The sequence below is a fragment of the Brachybacterium sp. EE-P12 genome (genome assembly GCF_003711805.1).
Classification (GTDB): Bacteria; Actinomycetota; Actinomycetes; order Actinomycetales; family Dermabacteraceae; genus Brachybacterium.
In genome coordinates this window covers 275,753-291,537 of sequence record NZ_QXCP01000005.1, presented here as the reverse complement: position 1 = coordinate 291,537, position 15,785 = coordinate 275,753, and the positions used below count along the sequence as shown (strand labels likewise).

Sequence of the window (15,785 nt, the reverse complement as noted above, 5' to 3'; positions counted from 1 at the left end):
CGCGGTGACTCCGACGGGCCCGCTATCGGACCTCGGCCCGCAGCAGCGCGAGCGCGGCGAGAGCGGCGAGCAGCACCGCCGCGCACACCGCGCCGACGACCCCGCCCCATCCCGCGTCCTCGAGCACGAGGCCGAGCGCCCACCCCAGCACGCTCGAGCCCGCGTAGTAGGCGAGGTTGTACAGGCCCGTCGCCTGGGAGCGGGACCCGGCGGACCGCGCCCCGGCCCAGCCGCTGGCCACCGAGTGGGCGCCGAAGAACCCCGCTGTCATCAGCGCCAGGCCCAGCAGCAGCACGGGCAGCGGCGGGGCGAGCGTCAGCAGCAGGCCGAGCAGCATGAGGGCCATCGAGCCGAGCATCACCGGCAGGCGTCCGTGTGCGGCCGCGAGCCGCCCCGCGATGGGGGAGGAGAGGGTCCCGCCGAGATAGGCGAGGAACACCAGACCGATCAGCGCCGCGGGCAGCAGATAGGGCGGGGCGCTGAGGTGGAAGGCGAGATAGTTGTAGATCGCCACGAACCCACCCATGAGCAGGAACGCGCAGGCCAGCAGTGCGATCTGGCCCGGGTCCCGCAGCGGCTCGAGCAGGCGGCGCGCTCTTCCGCCGCGCGCCTCTGCTCGGGGTGCGAAGCGCCGCTCCCGCGGTGCGAGGAGGGTGAAGCCCGTCGCGGCGAGGACGGCGAGCAGCACCACTGCGGTCATCCCCGCCCGCCATCCCAGCAGGTCGGCGACCGGGGTGGCGAGGATGCGCCCGGAGAGGCCTCCCAGGGTGGTGCCGGCGACGAACCATCCCGCGGCCACCGCTCGTGCCCGGGCATCGACCTCCTCGGAGAGGTACGCCATGGCCAGCGCCGGCACGCCGCCGAGGGCGGCGCCCTCGAGGAAGCGCAGCCCCAGCAGCAGCGGGACGCTCGGCGACCACGCGGCGAGGAGCGCGAGCACCGTCGCGGAGCCGACCGCGGCGATCATCGCGGGACGACGACCGATCCGGTCGCCGACGAAGGACCATGGCATCACGGCGAGGGCCAGCCCGCCGGTCGCCGCGGAGACGGTGAGCGCGGCTCGCTCCGCCCCGATGTCGAGGTCGGCGGAGATCAGCTGCAGGATGCCCTGCGGGGAGTACAGCTGTGCGAAGCAGGCGATCCCGGCGCACACCAGCGCCGCCTGGAGGCGGCGGTAGGCGGGGGAGCCGAGCGCATGCCCGGCGGGCGGGGAGATCTCGCTCATCCCTCGCCCGAGCTCACCGTCATGGGTCCCACTCTAGGCGGGTCCCTGCGTGAGCTGCTGGAGGGACCGTAGACTCGCCTCATCATGCGTCTTGTCTTCGCCGGCACCCCCGAAGCCGCCCTTCCCTCCCTGCGCGCCCTGCTCGACTCGCGCCACGACGTCGTCGCCGTGCTCACGCGCGCCGACGCCCCTTCCGGGCGCGGCCGGAAGCTCGCCCCCTCGCCCGTGAAGGCACTCGCCCTCGAGGCCGGTGTGCCGGTGCTCACCCCGGCGAGCCTGCGCGATGCCGACGTGCTGCAGCAGCTGCGCGATCTCGCCCCGGATGCCGCGCCCGTGGTCGCCTACGGGAACCTCGTCCCCCCGACCGCGCTCGAGATCCCCCGCCACGGCTGGGTGAACCTCCACTTCTCCCTCCTGCCGGCCTGGCGCGGCGCGGCACCCGCGCAGCGGGCCGTGCTCGCCGGGCAGTCCGAGACGGGGATGAGCGTGTTCCGGCTCGAGAAGGGCCTGGACACCGGCGACGTCATCGCGACCTCCTCCACCTCGATCGGCGAGTTCGAGACCTCGGGGGAGCTGCTGGAGCGGATGGCGGTCGACGGCGCCGGGCTCCTGCTGCAGGCTCTGGACGCGCTCGAGGACGGCACCGCCGAGCTCATCACGCAGGACCATGCCGCCGCGACCCATGCCGCGAAGCTCACTCCGGCCGAGGCCCGCATCGACTGGACCCGCCCGGCGCCCGAGGTCGGCGCCCTCATCCGCGGCATGAGCCCCCAGCCGGGGGCATGGACCCTGCTCGACGGCGCCCGCACGAAGCTCCTCGGCGTCGAGGCGCTCCAGCCCGGCTCCCTCGACACCCTCGCCGGCCCGCTCGCCCCGGGCGAGATCGGCGCGACCAAGCGCCAGGTGCTGGTCGGCACCGGCACGGACCCGATCGCGATCGCGACCCTGGCCCCGGCCGGGAAGCGCCCGATGAGGGCGGCCGACTGGGCGCGTGGGGCCGGGCTCGCCCCCGGCGCCCGCTTCGAGAGCGAGCAGGACGGAGAGCGAGCATGAACGAGCAGCGCGGCGGAGGCCGCCGGGACGACCGGCGCGGCCGGGACGCGCAGGGACGCGAGCGCTCCGGCTCCCGCGGACAGGGCGGGCCGCGCCGAGGCTGGTCCTCCTCCCGCCCCTCGGAGCGCTCCCGCACGAGCACCCCCTCCCGGCAGGTCGCCCTCGAGGGCCTGCGCCAGGTGCGAGAGGACGATTCCTACGCGAACCTCGTCCTGCCCCGCCTGCTGCGCAGCCACCGCGTCTCAGGCCGTGACGCCGCCTTCACCACCGAGCTGTTCTACGGCTCCCTGCGCGCGCAGGGGAGGCTCGATGCGATCATCGCCGCCTGCGTCGACCGGCCGCTGGCGAAGGTCGAGCCCGCGCTGCTGGACGTGCTGCGGCTCGGCGCGTACCAGCTGCTGGACATGACGGTCGCCCCGCACGCGGCGACCTCGGAGACCGTCGCGCTCGCCCGCGCCGAGGTCGGGGCCGGCGGCGCGAGCTTCGCCAACGCCGTGCTGCGCCGGGTGGGGGAGAAGGACCTGGCCACCTGGATCGACGAGGTCGCCCCCGATCGCGAGAAGGACCTCACCGGCCACCTCGCCGTCGTCCACTCCCACCCCCGCTGGGTGGTGCGCGCCCTCTCGGACGCCCTCGCCGGGAACGGCCGCTCGCGCGAGGAGATCGACGCCCTGCTCGAGGCTCAGAACCAGGCGCCGGCGGTCTCCCTGGTGATGCGCCCGGGCCTGACCGACCTCGACGAGCTCATCGACCACGGCGCGAGCCAGGGACGGCTCTCCGTCTTCGCCGCCGCCTGGCCCTCCGGCGATCCCGGCGGCATGGACCTTGTGAAGCAGGGACGCGTCGCCGTCCAGGACGAGGGCTCCCAGCTCGCCGCCCTCGCCCTCGGCCTCGGCGCCGACGACCTCGTCCTGGCCGATGACGCCCGATGGCTCGACCTGTGCGCGGGCCCCGGGGGCAAGACCGCCCTGCTCGGCGGCCTCACCGTCGACCACGACGCGGAGCTCCTCGCCGTCGAGCTGCAGGAGCACCGCACCGAGCTGGTGGACCGCGCCGTCGCGACGCTGCGCGAGGCCGGCTGCGAGATCACGACGCTCACCGCCGACGGCACCACGATCGGCGCGGACCATCCAGGCGAGTTCTCCCGCGTCCTCGCCGACGTGCCGTGCTCCGGCCTCGGAGCGCTGCGCCGCAGGCCCGAGGCTCGCTGGCGCCGCACCCCCGCGGACGTCGGACAGCTCGGCGGCGTCCAGCGCGACCTGCTGCGCTCGGCGCTCGACGCCGCCGCCCCGGGAGGCGTCGTCGCCTATGTCACCTGCTCCCCGCACCTGGCCGAGACCCGCCTGATCGTCTCCGACGTGCTGAAGAAGCGCGAGGACGTCGAGCAGCTCGACGCCCGCCCCGCCGTGCGCGCGGGGCTCCTTCCCGCCGTGCGGGACGAGGTCGAGCTCGGCGACGGGCCCGCCGTCCAGCTGTGGCCCCACGTCCACGGCACCGATGCGATGTACATCTGCCTGCTGCGCAGGCTCCCCGCCCCCACCGACGAAGGGACCCCGAGGTCATGAGCATCACCTACTCGACCGACAGCAGCTACATCCACCCCAGCATCCTCAACGCCGACTTCATGTCCATCGGCGCAGAGCTCGACAAGATCGCCAGCGCCGACAGCGTCCACGTCGACGTGATGGACAACCACTTCGTCCCGAACCTGACCTTCGGCCCCTCCATGGTCGAGCAGATCGTCGAACGCAGCCCGATCCCCGTGGACGCGCATCTCATGATCGAGGACGCCGACGTCCAGGCACCCGTCTTCGCGGAGGCCGGCGCCTCCTCGGTGACCTTCCACCTCGAGGCCGCCCGCGCACCGGTCAAGCTCGCCCGCGACCTGCGCCGCAAGAACGCCCAGGTCGGTGTCGCACTGCGCCCCGCCACGCCGGTCGAGCCGCTGATCGACATCATCGGCGAGTTCGACATGCTGCTGATCATGACCGTCGAGCCCGGATTCGGCGGGCAGAGCTTCCTCGAGACGATGCTCCCCAAGATCCGCCGCGCCCGCAGCGCGATCTCCGAGGCGAACCTCGAGGTGTCCATCCAGGTCGACGGCGGGGTCAGCCGCGAGACCATCGAGCGCTGCGCGGAGGCCGGGGCGAACGTCTTCGTGGCGGGCTCGGCGATCTACAAGGCCAGCGACGCCGCGGAGGAGATCTCCGCCCTGCGCGAACTCGCGGGCGCACACCCGGTGCACTGACATATCCTGTGCGCGTCACATCCTGTGACGTGCTCCGGGGTCGGTGAAAGTCCGAGCCGGCGGTGACAGTCCGCGACCCGCGCCAGCGGTGGAGCCGGTGGGATTCCGGCACCGACAGTACAGCCTGGATGAGAGGCGCACGTCCCGCAGGTCCCCGGGACGGCGCCATGCCCCCCGCGAGCCCTGCAGGAACCCTTTTCCCCCGGAGCCACTGCATCCGAGGTGAAAGGACCGACATGGATCTCCTGCAGTGGCTCTTCGACGCGAAGATCGAATTCTCCGGAGGACAGTTCCTCCTGCTCCGCGAGGTGCTCGGCAACGTCTTCGGACTGCTCAGCGCGCTCGGCGGCATGCGTCGCAAGGTCTGGGCCTGGCCCGTCGGCATCATCGGCAACGCGCTGCTGCTGACCGTCTTCCTGGGCACCGTCTTCGGCAGCCCGAACTCCATCGACCTGCTCGGCCAGGCCGGCCGACAGGTAATGTTCATCGCCACCAGCATCTACGGCTGGGTGCGCTGGCGCCAGGCGAAGCACGAGGGCGGCACGGCCGTCGAGCCGGTCTGGGCGTCATGGGGCACCCGCGCCCTGCTGCTCGTGGTGCTCGTCGGCGGCACCGCGGCCCTGACCCCGCTGTTCCGGGCGCTGGGCTCCTACGAGCCGGTCTGGGCCGACGCCTGGATCTTCATGGGCAGCCTGCTGGCGACCTTCGGCATGGCCAAGGGCTGGGTCGAGTTCTGGCTGATCTGGGTGGCCGTGGACATCGTCGGCGTGCCGCTGCTGTGGAGCGCCGGCTACTACGCGAGCGCCCTGATGTACGTCTTCTACGGCGCCTTCACCCTCACCGGCTTCTTCGTGTGGTGGCGCGTGCGCAGCCGGCGCGATGCCGAGGACTCGCGCGTCACCGTCGAGACCGCGCACCTGGACCCCACCGTCCGACGGGACTGAGGCAAGCTCCCGTGCCCGGCAGGCGGGCCGCTCCGCGCAGTGCCTGCCGGGGCGAGTACCCTGGTCCCGTGAAGGATTTCGAGGCACTGTTCGCCGAGCTGACCGAGAAGGCACGCACCCGACCCGAGGGATCGGGCACCGTCGCGGAGCTCGATGCCGGCGTCCATCAGATCGGCAAGAAGATCGTCGAGGAGGCCGCCGAGGTGTGGATGGCCTGCGAGCACGAGTCCACCGACGACGCCGCGATGGAGATGAGCCAGCTGCTCTACCACCTGCAGGTGATGATGATCGCCAAGGACATCTCGCTCGAGGACGTCTACCGACATCTCTGAACCGGTCGTCGCCCCGCTCACCCGTCGTCCCGTCCCATCGTCTCGAGGCCGCCGTGCCGGCCGAGGAGGATCCGTGCTCCGCATCGCCGTGCCCAACAAGGGCGCCCTGTCCGACCCCGCCGCCGACCTGCTCCAGGAGGCCGGCTACCGCCGCCGCGGCACCGCCAAGGAGCTCGTAGTGGTCGACGAGGACAACGGGGTGGAGCTGTTCCATCTGCGCCCAAGGGACATCGCGGTCTACGTCGGCTCCGGGACGGTCGACGTGGGCATCACCGGGCAGGACATGCTCCTGGACTCGCGCACCCCGGCCGCGGAGATCCTGCCGCTGGACTTCGCCCGCTCCACCTTCCGGTTCGCGGCGCCCGCCGGGACGCGCAGCAGCGTCGAGGAGCTGCAGGGCAGCCGCATCGCCACCAGCTACGAGAACCTCGTCGAGGACTATCTCGCCCAGCGCGGCATCGAGGCCGAGGTCGTCCACCTCGACGGTGCGGTCGAGTCCTCCATCCGGCTGGGGGTCGCCGACGTGATCGCTGATGTCGTGGAGACCGGCACCACGCTGCGCCAGGCGGGGCTGGAGCCCTTCGGCGAGGCGATCATGACCAGCCAGGCCGTGCTCTTCTCCCGCCCGGGCCTGGAGCTCGGGGACGAGGCGCAGCATGCCCTCGAGGTGCTCGAGCGCCGCATCCGCGGCGTGCTCGTCGCCCGCGAGTACGTGATGCTCGACTACGACATCCCCAGCACCCTGCTCGAGCGGGCCGTGGAGATCACCCCCGGCCTGCAGTCGCCGACGGTCTCGCCCCTGCACGGCGGCGAGTGGTCCGCGGTGCGCGCCATGGTCGACAGCCGCTCCGCGCACCGCATGATGGACGAGCTCTACGAGGCCGGCGCCCGCGCGATCCTGGTCACCGCGATCCAGGCCTGTCGCATCTGAGGCGGCCATGAGCACCGCTGCGGGGTACACGGGGCGCGCCGAGCGGCGCGCCACCGTGGTGATGCGCCCGGTGGCGGTGCGCTGGGCCGCGTACACGACGGCGGTGATCGTCATGGCCGGGATGATCGGCGGGGCCGTGATGATCACGAGCTTCCACCTCGGCGGCCGCCTGCTGCTGCTCGTGATCGGGCTGCTGATCGCGCTGTTCTGCCATCTCGAGGCGTCCGTGCGGGTGGTGGCCGGCCCGGAGCGGCTCGAGGTGCGCAACCTCATGCGCACCCGCTCCTTCGAATGGCCCGAGGTGCTGGGCGTCGGTTTCCCGATGGGGGACCCCTGGGCGCACCTGGAGCTCGCCGACGGACGGACCCATCCCCTCCACGCGATCCAGCGCTACGACGGTCGGCGCGCGATCGGCAACGCCCACCGACTGCTGCATCTCGTGCAGGAGCGGGGGGAGACGGCCGGACCCGAGGGCGGCGACCGGCCCGGCCCGGAGGGCGGCGGCTGAGCGGTCCCGCTCAGGCGGGGCTGCGGGTCGCTCCCGGGGCGGAGCCGCTCGGCAGCAGCCCGGCGGCGCAGCGTCCCGCGAGCGCCGCGTACTGGAAGGCGGGGTAGTCCTCGGCGAGGGTGCGCCCCATCGTGGTCATCCGCACCGGCATCTCCTCGAGCGCATCGCGCAGCCCCTTCGCGTCGACCTCCGTGAGGTGATGGAGGACTCCGCGCTTCTTCGCCGGCTTCAGGATCGTCCTCTTCACCTGTTTCCGGACTGACTCATGAAAAGCGTTGTACCGGGAGTCGGTGCGGGGCAGCACGGGGAGGTGCACCGGGGCGAGCAGCGCCCGCCCGTAGGCGGTCGAGGAATGGTGGGACAGCCCCCGATGGCGCTCGCGCTCGTCGGCCCCCGAGACGCGCAGCGTGGCCACCGGCACCCCTCCGAGCACCGCCGCGGCATGCAGCGACTCCGCGGCCTGGACGCCGGAGAAGCCCCAGCCGGTGCCCGTGCCGAGGTTCCCCGGCCCCTGGATCACGATCGCGATGTCCGCGCCGACCACGTGCCGCGCCCCCAGCAGCGCCGAGTGGACCGTGACCGCCTCGAGATCACCGCCGAAGGACTGCCCCGCGCTGATCACGGAGGTGAGCAGCTCCGCCTCGCGCAGTCGCGCGGCGCTCTTGGAGTAGGCGGCAGGGAGGGCGGCGGCGTCGGTGTGCACATAGGCGATCCGGGCGCTGCGCCGGCGGGCCCTGATCCCGGCGATGATCGCGGGGAGGGAGGAGTGGAGATCGGCGACGACGACCGGCATGCCGCCGACGCCCTTCGCCGCGCGCACCGTCTGGTAGTGCTCGCTGTCGGGGTCGTCCAGCGCGTCGACCATCGTCTGCATCGGCGTGTACCGGGCCTTGACCATGTGGCCGCGCACGTCTGCCTGGGCAGGCAGCACCTCGGGGCGGGCCACGACCATCGCATCCCCGCCCGTGCCGAGCTCGCGGCGCAGGGCGTTGGTGTTCAGCAGCACCGGCTCGCCGGGTTCCGGGCAGCCGGTCAGCTCCTCGTAGGCCAGCGCGCGGAGCGTGCCCGTGCCGTCGTCGAGAGCGACCTCGAGCCGGTGCACACCGGGCCAGGAGCTCGTCACGGCACTCACGGTTCCCCGTTCCCATCGCAGCATGGCACCCAGCCTAGAGGCGTCCTGCGGAAGGGACGTCCCCAGGGTGCGCGCACCGCTACTCTGGACAGGTGGCTTCGAAGAACGTGGAGAGACTGCTCAACGTCATCATGACGATCGGCTCGCGGCGCCGTATCGACCGCGCCAAGCTGTTCTCGGTCATCCCCGATTACGCGGAGGCGACATCGGAGCAGGCCGCGGAGAGGATGTTCGAGCGTGACAAGGCCGCGATCCTCGAGCTCGGGCTCCCGCTGGTCTCCGAGCGGGACGTGCTCGACGAGAACACCGTCTTCTACCGGATCGCGACGACCCCGCAGGCGGCCGTGCTCGATCTCACCACCGAGGAGTACACGGTGCTGCTCGCCGCGAGCCGGGCCTGGGACGCGGCGACCGCCGGGGGAGCGGCCCGGCGCGTGCGCGCGAAGCTGCTCAGCCTCGGCCACGACGCCGACCCCGACCTGCTGCGCCGTACCCCGCGCGGTGCGGTCGAGTCCCTCCCGGTGCTCTCCCCGCTGCTGGACGCCGTGGTCACCGGCCGGTCCGTGCGCTTCGTGTATCGCGGCACGCACGGCGCCCCGGCGCAGCGCCACGTCGAGCCCTGGGTGGTGGGCGTCCACGAGGGGCACTGGTACGTCCACGGCTTCGACCGCGACCGCGGCGCACCGCGCGTGTTCCGGGCCTCGCGGATCGAGTCGTTCCCCGCGGAGGGCCCCGCGGCGAAGGAGACCCGCCCGGAGCGGATCGACCTCTCCGCCGTGCTCGAGCGGATGCTGGACAGCGACGACCGCGACTCCGCGCACCTGCGCGCCGCACCGTTCAAGGCGCTCGCGCTGCGCGACCGCGCCGCCGCGTCCCTCGACGCGGAGCAGCTGCGCCTGCCGGTCCTGCCTCGGCCCGCCGCGCGACGCCTGGTCCTCTCCGATGTGCGCTGGGTCGAGCTCGTCGAGCCCGTCCCGTGGCGCGAGGAGATCGCCGAGGTGCTCGAGGCGATCGCGGTCGCCCACGACGGCCCGTCCGACACCGCCGCGCTCGAGGCCGCCGCGCAGCGCCCCGCGCCGCGGATCCGCCTGACGCCGCAGAGCGGCGACCACCTCTCCCGCCTCATCTCCGCCGCGTCCTACGTCATGAGCCGCGGCGAGGCCGACCTCGCCGAGCTCGCCGACGCCCTCGCCGTCTCCGAGAAGCAGCTCGTCACCGATCTCCAGGTCCTCTTCGTCTGCGGCGACATGGGGGCCGGCTGGGAGGACCTCATCGAGGCGGAGTGGGAGCACGGCACCGTGCGCGTGCGCAACGCGGAGCCGCTGCGGCGCGCGCTGCGGCTCAGCGCGGTCGAGAGCACCGCGCTGCTGGCCGGGCTCGCGGCGCTCGAGCCGGCCGCCGGGGAGGCGGAGCAGGTCGTCGAGTCCGCACGGACGAAGCTCCTGGCCGGCATGGCGGGCCAGGAGCCCGACGTCGCAGCGCCCGCTCCTCCGGCCCCGACCCGCGAGGAGATCGCGGAGGCGATCTCGGTCGATGAGCGGGCCGCCCGCACCGCGGACCGCGCCGAGGAGGTCCTCGCCGCCGTGGGCTCTGCGCTGCGGGCCGAGGAGGGCACCGAGGACTCCGCGCTCACGATCCGCTACTCCTCCGCCGACCGGGCCGGCACGAGCGTGCGCAGGATCCGCCCGCTGCGCATCGAGTCCGACGGGACGCGCTCCTACCTGCTGGCGGACTGCGAGCTCGCCGGTGCGAGGCGACGCTTCCGGCTGGACCGGATCGTCGAGGTCCTCCCTGCCGACACGCCGATGAGCAGACCTGACCCCGGCGTCGACGCGGACCTCTCCGGCCGCGTCGAGGGCGAGGTGTGGCTGCGGCTCGAGCCGGCCGCGCACTGGATCGGGGAGTCCTTCGCCGCCGCGGAGATGCGCGACGGGGAGGACGGGACGTCCTACGCCCGGCTGACGGGCCCGGTGCGCGCTCCGCTGGTCGACGCGGTGCTCGAGGCGGCCGGCGCCGCCGAGGTGCACTCCCCGGCCTCCCTGAGAGACACGATCGTGACGGTCGCGCGGGCCGGCGCTGTACGTCACACCACCCGCTAGGCGCTACCCTGGAACGACCCGCCGAGCGGTGGGCCGAGCCGTCGCCGTGGCGGCCCGTCGACTGCCCAGTCCGCTGTGGGATGATGGGCGCGCCTGCGCTGAGTCATGGCGCTGTTGAAAGGGACTTCCATGAACTTCTTCCGCAACCCCTGGGCGATCGTGCTGCTGATCGTGCTCGTGATCCTGCTGTTCGGGGCCAACAAGCTTCCGGGACTCGCGCGCAACATGGGCAAGTCGATGCGCATCTTCAAGAGCGAGGTCGAGGAGATGCGCGGCGACGACAAGCACTCCTCGGACGACGAGGACGAGGACCGTCCCGCCCGCTCGCGCGACGACCGCGGCGAGGACCGCGACCGTCGTGACCGCGAGTACGACCCGCGCGATGCGCGCGAGGACCGCGAGCCCGTCCGCGCCCCCCGCGAGGACGACGAGCCCTACCGGCGCGACTGAGCGCCGCACCGGGTGGTCGAGGACGGGGCCGGACGGGTCCCGTCCGATCCTGCAGGGCTGGGAGGAATCTGATCCGTGGCGAGTGATACGCAGGGACGTGACGGCGCGCAGAGCGCGCCCGCGAAGAAGCGGAGGCGCGACCCCGAGGGGCGCATGTCCCTCGGCGAGCATCTCATCGAGCTGCGCAACCGGCTGGTCATCAGCGCCGTCACGGTGCTGGTCTTCTCGATCGTCGGCTGGCTCGTGTTCGACTGGGTCTTCGACGCGCTCAAGCGGCCTTTCACCCTCGCCGCCGCGCAGGGCCTGCAGGCGGACCTCAACTTCCAGGGCGTCGGCACGGGCCTGAACGTCAAGCTGCAGATGTCCGCCTACGTGGGGATCCTGCTCTCCTCGCCGATGATCATGCTGCAGACCTGGCTGTTCGTGATGCCCGGACTGCACCGGAACGAGCGTCGCTACGCCATCGGCTTCTTCGGCACCGCGATCCCGCTGTTCTTCATCGGCTGCGCCGCGGGCTACTGGGCCGTGAACCAGCTGGTGCCGGTGCTGCTGAGCTTCACGCCGCAGGCCGATCAGGTCGAGCAGCTGATCCGCTACGACGAGTACCTCTCGCTGCTGGTCAAGACCATGCTCGCCTTCGGGATCGCCTTCGTGGTGCCGGTGGTCATGGTGCTGCTGAACTTCATGGGTCTGATGCGCGGCCGGACCATGCTGAAGGGCTGGCGCTGGATCATCTTCCTCAGCTTCGCCTTCACCGCCGTGATGGTGCCGACCCCGGAGCCCATCACGCTCATCGCGATGTCCGCCGCGATCGCGAGCCTCTTCTTCGGCGCGATCGTCATCTCGATCCTCCACGACCGCCGCGTGGACAAGCTGCGCGGTGACGCGGACCTCGACGACGACGAGGCCAGCAGCATCGACGACGAGGTCGAGAGGATCGACGGGCCCTCCCGGCTCGACGAGCCCGACGAGGGCGGCCGGTGAGCAGACTCCGCGTCGGCCTGCTCGCGAATCCCACCGCCGCCCACGGGACCGCCCACCGGGTCGGACGGCAGGTGGGTCACCTGCTGCACCTCGCGGGGATCTCGGTGGTCGACCTCTCCGGTCCCAGCGCCCATGTGGCGCGGGCCCGCGCCGAGGAGGTCCGCGACTCGCTGACCGCCCTGGTCGTCGTCGGCGGCGACGGGACCGTGTCCCTCGGGGCGGAGATCGTCGCGGGCACCCCGGTGCGGCTCGGGATCGTGCCCGCGGGCAGCGGGAACGACTTCGCCCGGGCCCTCGGGCTCAGCGTCAACGACCCCGAGGAGTCCACGCGCGCGCTGCTGCACGCGCTGTCCCGACCGGTCGTGACGATCGACGCGATCGAGCTGACGTCCACCGGCGCGAGCGCGCTGCCGCACCGCTCGCTCGCCCTCGGGAACGTGAACCTCGGCTTCGACGCCCTCGTCAACGCGCGCGCGAACGGTGCCCGCTCCGGCCACACCATGCGCTACACCGCGGCCGTGCTGCGGGAGCTGCCCACCTTTCGCGCCCTGCCCTACTGGCTCGAGATCGACGGCGGGGAGCGCCTCGAGATCGATGCCCAGCTGCTCTCGCTGTGCAGCACCGGCGTCTACGGCGGCGGGATGCAGATGGTGCCGGGCGCGCGCATCGACGACGGACAGCTCGAGCTGCTCAGCATCGAGGGCAAGAACCGCCGCGACCTGATGCGCTTCTTCCCCCGGGTGTTCAAGGGCACGCACACCGAGCTCGACGGCGTCGAGGTCCGGCGCGTGCGCGAGGTGACGGTCGGGCTGCGTCACGGCCGTGCGCTGCGCAGCTACGCCGACGGGGAGGCGCGCGCCCTGCTGCCGATCACCGCCCGCGTGCTGCCCGGCGCCGTGCGGCTGCTCGCGGACCTCTCCGCGCTGCGCGGCGAGAGCGCGGGCGACGGGGGAGCGCTGTGAGCTCGCCCTCGGAGAAGTACGCCGCCTGGGCCGAGGAACGGCGCCGCGCCGACTCCGCGCTGACGGCCTTCACCTCCCGCTACGACTTCGAGCTGGACGACTTCCAGCTCGCGGGCGGGCGGGCCCTCGAGGACGGCAGCTCGGTGCTGGTCGCCGCGCCGACGGGCGCGGGCAAGACGGTCGTGGGCGAGTTCGCGGTGCATCTGGCCCTCGCGCAGGGCCGCAAGGTGTTCTACACCGCACCGATCAAGGCCCTGTCCAACCAGAAGTTCGGCGAGCTCGTGGACTGGCTCGGCGCAGAGCGCGTGGGCCTGCTGACCGGGGACACCTCGATCCGACCCACCGCCGAGGTGGTCGTGATGACCACCGAGGTGCTGCGGAACATGCTGTACGCGGACTCCGACCTGCTGATCGGGCTCGGCTTCGTGGTGATGGACGAGGTGCACTACCTCGCCGACCGGCTGCGCGGGCCGGTGTGGGAGGAGGTCATCATCCACCTCGACCCCTCCGTGCAGCTCGTGGCCCTCTCGGCGACCGTCTCCAACGCGGAGGAGTTCGGCGCGTGGCTGCAGGAGGTGCGCGGCCGCACCGAGGTCATCGTCTCCGAGACTCGGCCGGTGCCGCTGTGGCAGCACGTGATCGTCGGGGAGGAGCTGCTGGACCTGTTCGTCGACGAGCACGGGGAGGCCGTCGTCTCCCACGGCCCCGGCGCCCGGGCGGACCGCCAGGTCAACCCCGAGATCGAGCGGATCACCTCGTTCTCCCTCCCCGTCGACGAGCGCACCGGGGGAGCGCGGGGACGCGGCTACCGGGGCCGCAAGGGCACCCGCGGACGCCATCGTCCGCGCGGCGCCGGACGCCGCGGCGGCGGGCACGGCGGCTCCTCGCACGGGGGAGCCCGTCCGTCGGGCGCGCCGCGCGGCGGCGCCGGGGCCGGGGCCCGTCCGATGCGGCGCCCGGAGGTCGTCGAGCTGCTGGACGACGCGGCGCTGCTGCCCGCGATCATGTTCATCTTCTCCCGCGCCGGCTGCGAGGGCGCCGTCCAGCAGTGCTCGTGGGCCCGGCTGCGCCTGACCGACGATCACGAGCGCCGGGAGATCCGAGCGGTGCTGGACGAGCAGCTCTCCGAGATCCCGGTCGAGGACGAGGAGGTGCTGGGCCTTCCCGCCTTCCGCCGCGCGGTCATGGACGGCTACGCGGCACACCACGCCGGGATGCTCCCGATGCTGAAGACCGTGGTCGAGGAGCTGTTCGCGCGCGGACTGCTGAAGGTCGTCTTCGCCACCGAGACTCTCGCGCTGGGGATCAACATGCCGGCCCGCTCGGTCGTGCTCGAGAAGCTCGTGAAGTTCAACGGGGTCGAGCACGCCGATCTCACGCCGGGGGAGTACACGCAGCTCACGGGACGCGCGGGTCGGCGAGGGATCGACACCGAGGGGCACGCGGTGATCGTCGGCGGCCCGCGCTTCGACGCCACCGCCGCCGCCTCGCTCGCCTCCCGGCGCACCTACCCGCTGCGCTCCGCCTTCCGGCCCACCCCGAACATGGCGGTGAACCTGCTGGACCGCTTCGACCTCGCCCGCGCCCGCGAGACCCTCGAGACGAGCTTCGCGCAGTTCCAGGCAGACCGCTCGGTGGTGGGCCTCGCCCGACGCGCCCGCGAGCTCGAGGACACCGTGGCGGACTACCGCTCCGCGATCACGTGCGAGCACGGCGACCTGCTCGAGCACGCCGGGATCCAGGAGGCGATCAGCAGCCGCGAGAAGGAGCTCTCCCGGGCCCGCGCCGCCGCGGACCGCGACCGCACCCGCAGCGTCCTCGGCGACCTCCGCCGCGGCGAGATCATCGCCCTGCCCGGCGGGAAGCGCCGCGGCTACGCCGTCGTGCTCGACGTGGACCGCCACGTGCTCGGCGGGCCCCAGATCGACCTGCTGGACACCGAGGGGCGACGCCGCAGCCTCCGTCCCGGGGACGTGCCCTCCCCGCCCGCCGTCATCGACTCGATGCGCCTGCCGCGGTCCGAGACCCTCGGCAGCGGGAAGGTGCGCAAGGACACCGCCGCCGCGCTCCGCCAGCGCCTTTCCGGGCAGGACGACGACGCCCGCCGCGAGGTGCGTCGACGCGCGGGCCGCACCCCCTCCACCGCGGCGGACGACCCGCAGCTGAAGGATCTGCGCGCTCGGCTCGCCGCCCATCCCTGTGCCGCCTGCGACGACCTCGAGTCGCATCTGCGCTGGGTGGGACGCTGGCGGAAGTCCCGGGGAGAGCTCGAGGGCGTCCAGCGCCGCATCGCCGGCCGCACCAGCTCCCTCGCCCGGCGCTTCGACCGACTCACCGACCTGCTGCTCGAGCTGGGGTATCTCGAGCGGACCGGTCCGGACGACACGGGCGAGGCCGGCACCGGCGAGGCCGAGCTCGTGCCCACCGCGAGCGGGATGCGCCTGCGCCGCCTGTTCAGCGACCGCGATCTGCTGATCGCGCAGTGCCTCGAGCACGAGGCCTGGGACGGACTGGACGCGGCGGGTCTCGCCGCCGTGGTCTCCGCCGCCGTGCACGAGACGCGCCGGGACGATCGTGCTCCCGAGCTGATCCCCGACCCCGCCGTCGGCGCCGCGCTCGAGGCCTCCGCGCGCCTGGCCACCGAGCTCCAGGCCGCCGAGGCCCGCCACGGGATCGATCCCACCACCCCGCCGGACCCGGCGCTCTCCGCGCTCGTGCATCGCTGGGCCCGCGGCGCCCATCTCGCCGCCGCGCTGGACGGGAACGACCTGCCGCCCGGCGACTTCGTGCGTCACTGCCGGCAGGTCATCGACCTGCTCGACCAGCTCACCGCCGACGAGCACCTCGGCGGCACCGCCCGCGCCGCGATCGCGGGGGTTCGCCGTGGGCTGGTGGCGCAGGAGATCGGCCGATGAGC

14 protein-coding genes and 1 riboswitch are annotated in these 15,785 nt (G+C 73.1%); of the genes, 12 read left to right on the top strand and 2 right to left on the bottom strand.

Annotated features, from left to right (window positions below):
* Nucleotides 1-22: 22 nt before the first annotated feature.
* A complete protein-coding gene (locus D1648_RS08865) occupies nucleotides 23-1,225 on the bottom strand; it encodes an MFS transporter (protein WP_122940831.1) in 1,203 nt (400 codons plus the stop codon).
* 84 nt (nucleotides 1,226-1,309) lie between these two features.
* On the opposite strand from D1648_RS08865, the gene fmt reads away from it, so the two are divergent.
* From fmt to D1648_RS08830, 7 genes are all read left to right on the top strand, one after another.
* Entirely contained in the window at nucleotides 1,310-2,278 is a 969-nt protein-coding gene (gene fmt, locus D1648_RS08860) for a methionyl-tRNA formyltransferase (protein WP_122940829.1), read from the top strand.
* Nucleotides 2,275-3,843, top strand: a complete 1,569-nt coding sequence (locus D1648_RS08855; protein ID WP_122940827.1) for an RsmB/NOP family class I SAM-dependent RNA methyltransferase — start codon at nucleotides 2,275-2,277, stop codon at nucleotides 3,841-3,843. Before fmt ends, D1648_RS08855 begins: the two co-directional genes overlap by 4 nt.
* Nucleotides 3,840-4,526, top strand: coding sequence for a ribulose-phosphate 3-epimerase (rpe, locus tag D1648_RS08850; RefSeq protein ID WP_122940825.1), 687 nt, complete (start codon nucleotides 3,840-3,842; stop codon nucleotides 4,524-4,526). The genes D1648_RS08855 and rpe overlap by 4 nt, the downstream gene beginning before the upstream one ends.
* A 26-nt stretch (nucleotides 4,527-4,552) precedes the next feature.
* A riboswitch (FMN riboswitch) is annotated at nucleotides 4,553-4,670 on the top strand.
* Nucleotides 4,671-4,762: 92 nt separating this feature from the next.
* Nucleotides 4,763-5,470, top strand: coding sequence for a nicotinamide riboside transporter PnuC (gene pnuC / locus D1648_RS08845; protein ID WP_122940823.1), 708 nt, complete (start codon nucleotides 4,763-4,765; stop codon nucleotides 5,468-5,470).
* A 68-nt stretch (nucleotides 5,471-5,538) separates the two neighbouring features.
* A complete protein-coding gene (locus D1648_RS08840; RefSeq protein WP_122940821.1) occupies nucleotides 5,539-5,802 on the top strand; it encodes a phosphoribosyl-ATP diphosphatase in 264 nt (87 codons plus the stop codon).
* A gap of 73 nt (nucleotides 5,803-5,875) precedes the next feature.
* Nucleotides 5,876-6,733 carry an ATP phosphoribosyltransferase gene (gene hisG, locus D1648_RS08835; protein WP_122940819.1) on the top strand — a complete coding sequence of 286 codons (858 nt, stop codon included), beginning with the start codon at nucleotides 5,876-5,878 and terminating at the stop codon, nucleotides 6,731-6,733.
* A 7-nt stretch (nucleotides 6,734-6,740) separates the two neighbouring features.
* Entirely contained in the window at nucleotides 6,741-7,241 is a 501-nt protein-coding gene (locus D1648_RS08830) for a PH domain-containing protein (protein WP_122940817.1), read from the top strand.
* A 10-nt stretch (nucleotides 7,242-7,251) separates the two neighbouring features.
* Here the strand turns inward: D1648_RS08830 and D1648_RS08825 are convergent, their stop codons facing one another.
* Nucleotides 7,252-8,397 (bottom strand): DUF3866 family protein, encoded by a 1,146-nt coding sequence (locus tag D1648_RS08825; protein WP_122940815.1) that lies wholly within the window; start codon nucleotides 8,395-8,397, stop codon nucleotides 7,252-7,254.
* A 68-nt stretch (nucleotides 8,398-8,465) separates the two neighbouring features.
* On the opposite strand from D1648_RS08825, the gene D1648_RS08820 reads away from it, so the two are divergent.
* The 5 genes from D1648_RS08820 (at nucleotide 8,466) to D1648_RS08800 (ending at nucleotide 15,783) form a co-directional block, all read left to right on the top strand.
* Nucleotides 8,466-10,472 carry a YafY family protein gene (locus D1648_RS08820; RefSeq protein WP_241155416.1) on the top strand — a complete coding sequence of 669 codons (2,007 nt, stop codon included), beginning with the start codon at nucleotides 8,466-8,468 and terminating at the stop codon, nucleotides 10,470-10,472.
* A gap of 129 nt (nucleotides 10,473-10,601) precedes the next feature.
* Complete coding sequence (gene tatA, locus D1648_RS08815) at nucleotides 10,602-10,922, top strand: Sec-independent protein translocase subunit TatA (protein ID WP_122940810.1); 321 nt, start codon at nucleotides 10,602-10,604, stop codon at nucleotides 10,920-10,922.
* A gap of 75 nt (nucleotides 10,923-10,997) precedes the next feature.
* Entirely contained in the window at nucleotides 10,998-11,906 is a 909-nt protein-coding gene (gene tatC / locus D1648_RS08810) for a twin-arginine translocase subunit TatC (RefSeq protein WP_241155415.1), read from the top strand.
* Nucleotides 11,903-12,868: a diacylglycerol kinase family protein gene (locus D1648_RS08805; RefSeq protein WP_122940799.1), complete on the top strand. Its 966-nt coding sequence runs from the start codon at nucleotides 11,903-11,905 to the stop codon at nucleotides 12,866-12,868. Before tatC ends, D1648_RS08805 begins: the two co-directional genes overlap by 4 nt.
* Complete coding sequence (locus tag D1648_RS08800; RefSeq protein WP_122940797.1) at nucleotides 12,865-15,783, top strand: RNA helicase; 2,919 nt, start codon at nucleotides 12,865-12,867, stop codon at nucleotides 15,781-15,783. The genes D1648_RS08805 and D1648_RS08800 overlap by 4 nt, the downstream gene beginning before the upstream one ends.
* The last annotated feature ends 2 nt before the right edge of the window (nucleotides 15,784-15,785 follow it).

Coding starts and splice junctions, on each gene's coding strand:
- D1648_RS08865 (WP_122940831.1), bottom strand. CDS start 1,225: ATGAGCGAGATCTCCCCGCCCGCCGGGCATGCGCTCGGCTCCCCCGCC.
- fmt (WP_122940829.1), top strand. CDS start 1,310: ATGCGTCTTGTCTTCGCCGGCACCCCCGAAGCCGCCCTTCCCTCCCTG.
- D1648_RS08855 (WP_122940827.1), top strand. CDS start 2,275: ATGAACGAGCAGCGCGGCGGAGGCCGCCGGGACGACCGGCGCGGCCGG.
- rpe (WP_122940825.1), top strand. CDS start 3,840: ATGAGCATCACCTACTCGACCGACAGCAGCTACATCCACCCCAGCATC.
- pnuC (WP_122940823.1), top strand. CDS start 4,763: ATGGATCTCCTGCAGTGGCTCTTCGACGCGAAGATCGAATTCTCCGGA.
- D1648_RS08830 (WP_122940817.1), top strand. CDS start 6,741: ATGAGCACCGCTGCGGGGTACACGGGGCGCGCCGAGCGGCGCGCCACC.
- D1648_RS08825 (WP_122940815.1), bottom strand. CDS start 8,397: ATGCTGCGATGGGAACGGGGAACCGTGAGTGCCGTGACGAGCTCCTGG.
- tatA (WP_122940810.1), top strand. CDS start 10,602: ATGAACTTCTTCCGCAACCCCTGGGCGATCGTGCTGCTGATCGTGCTC.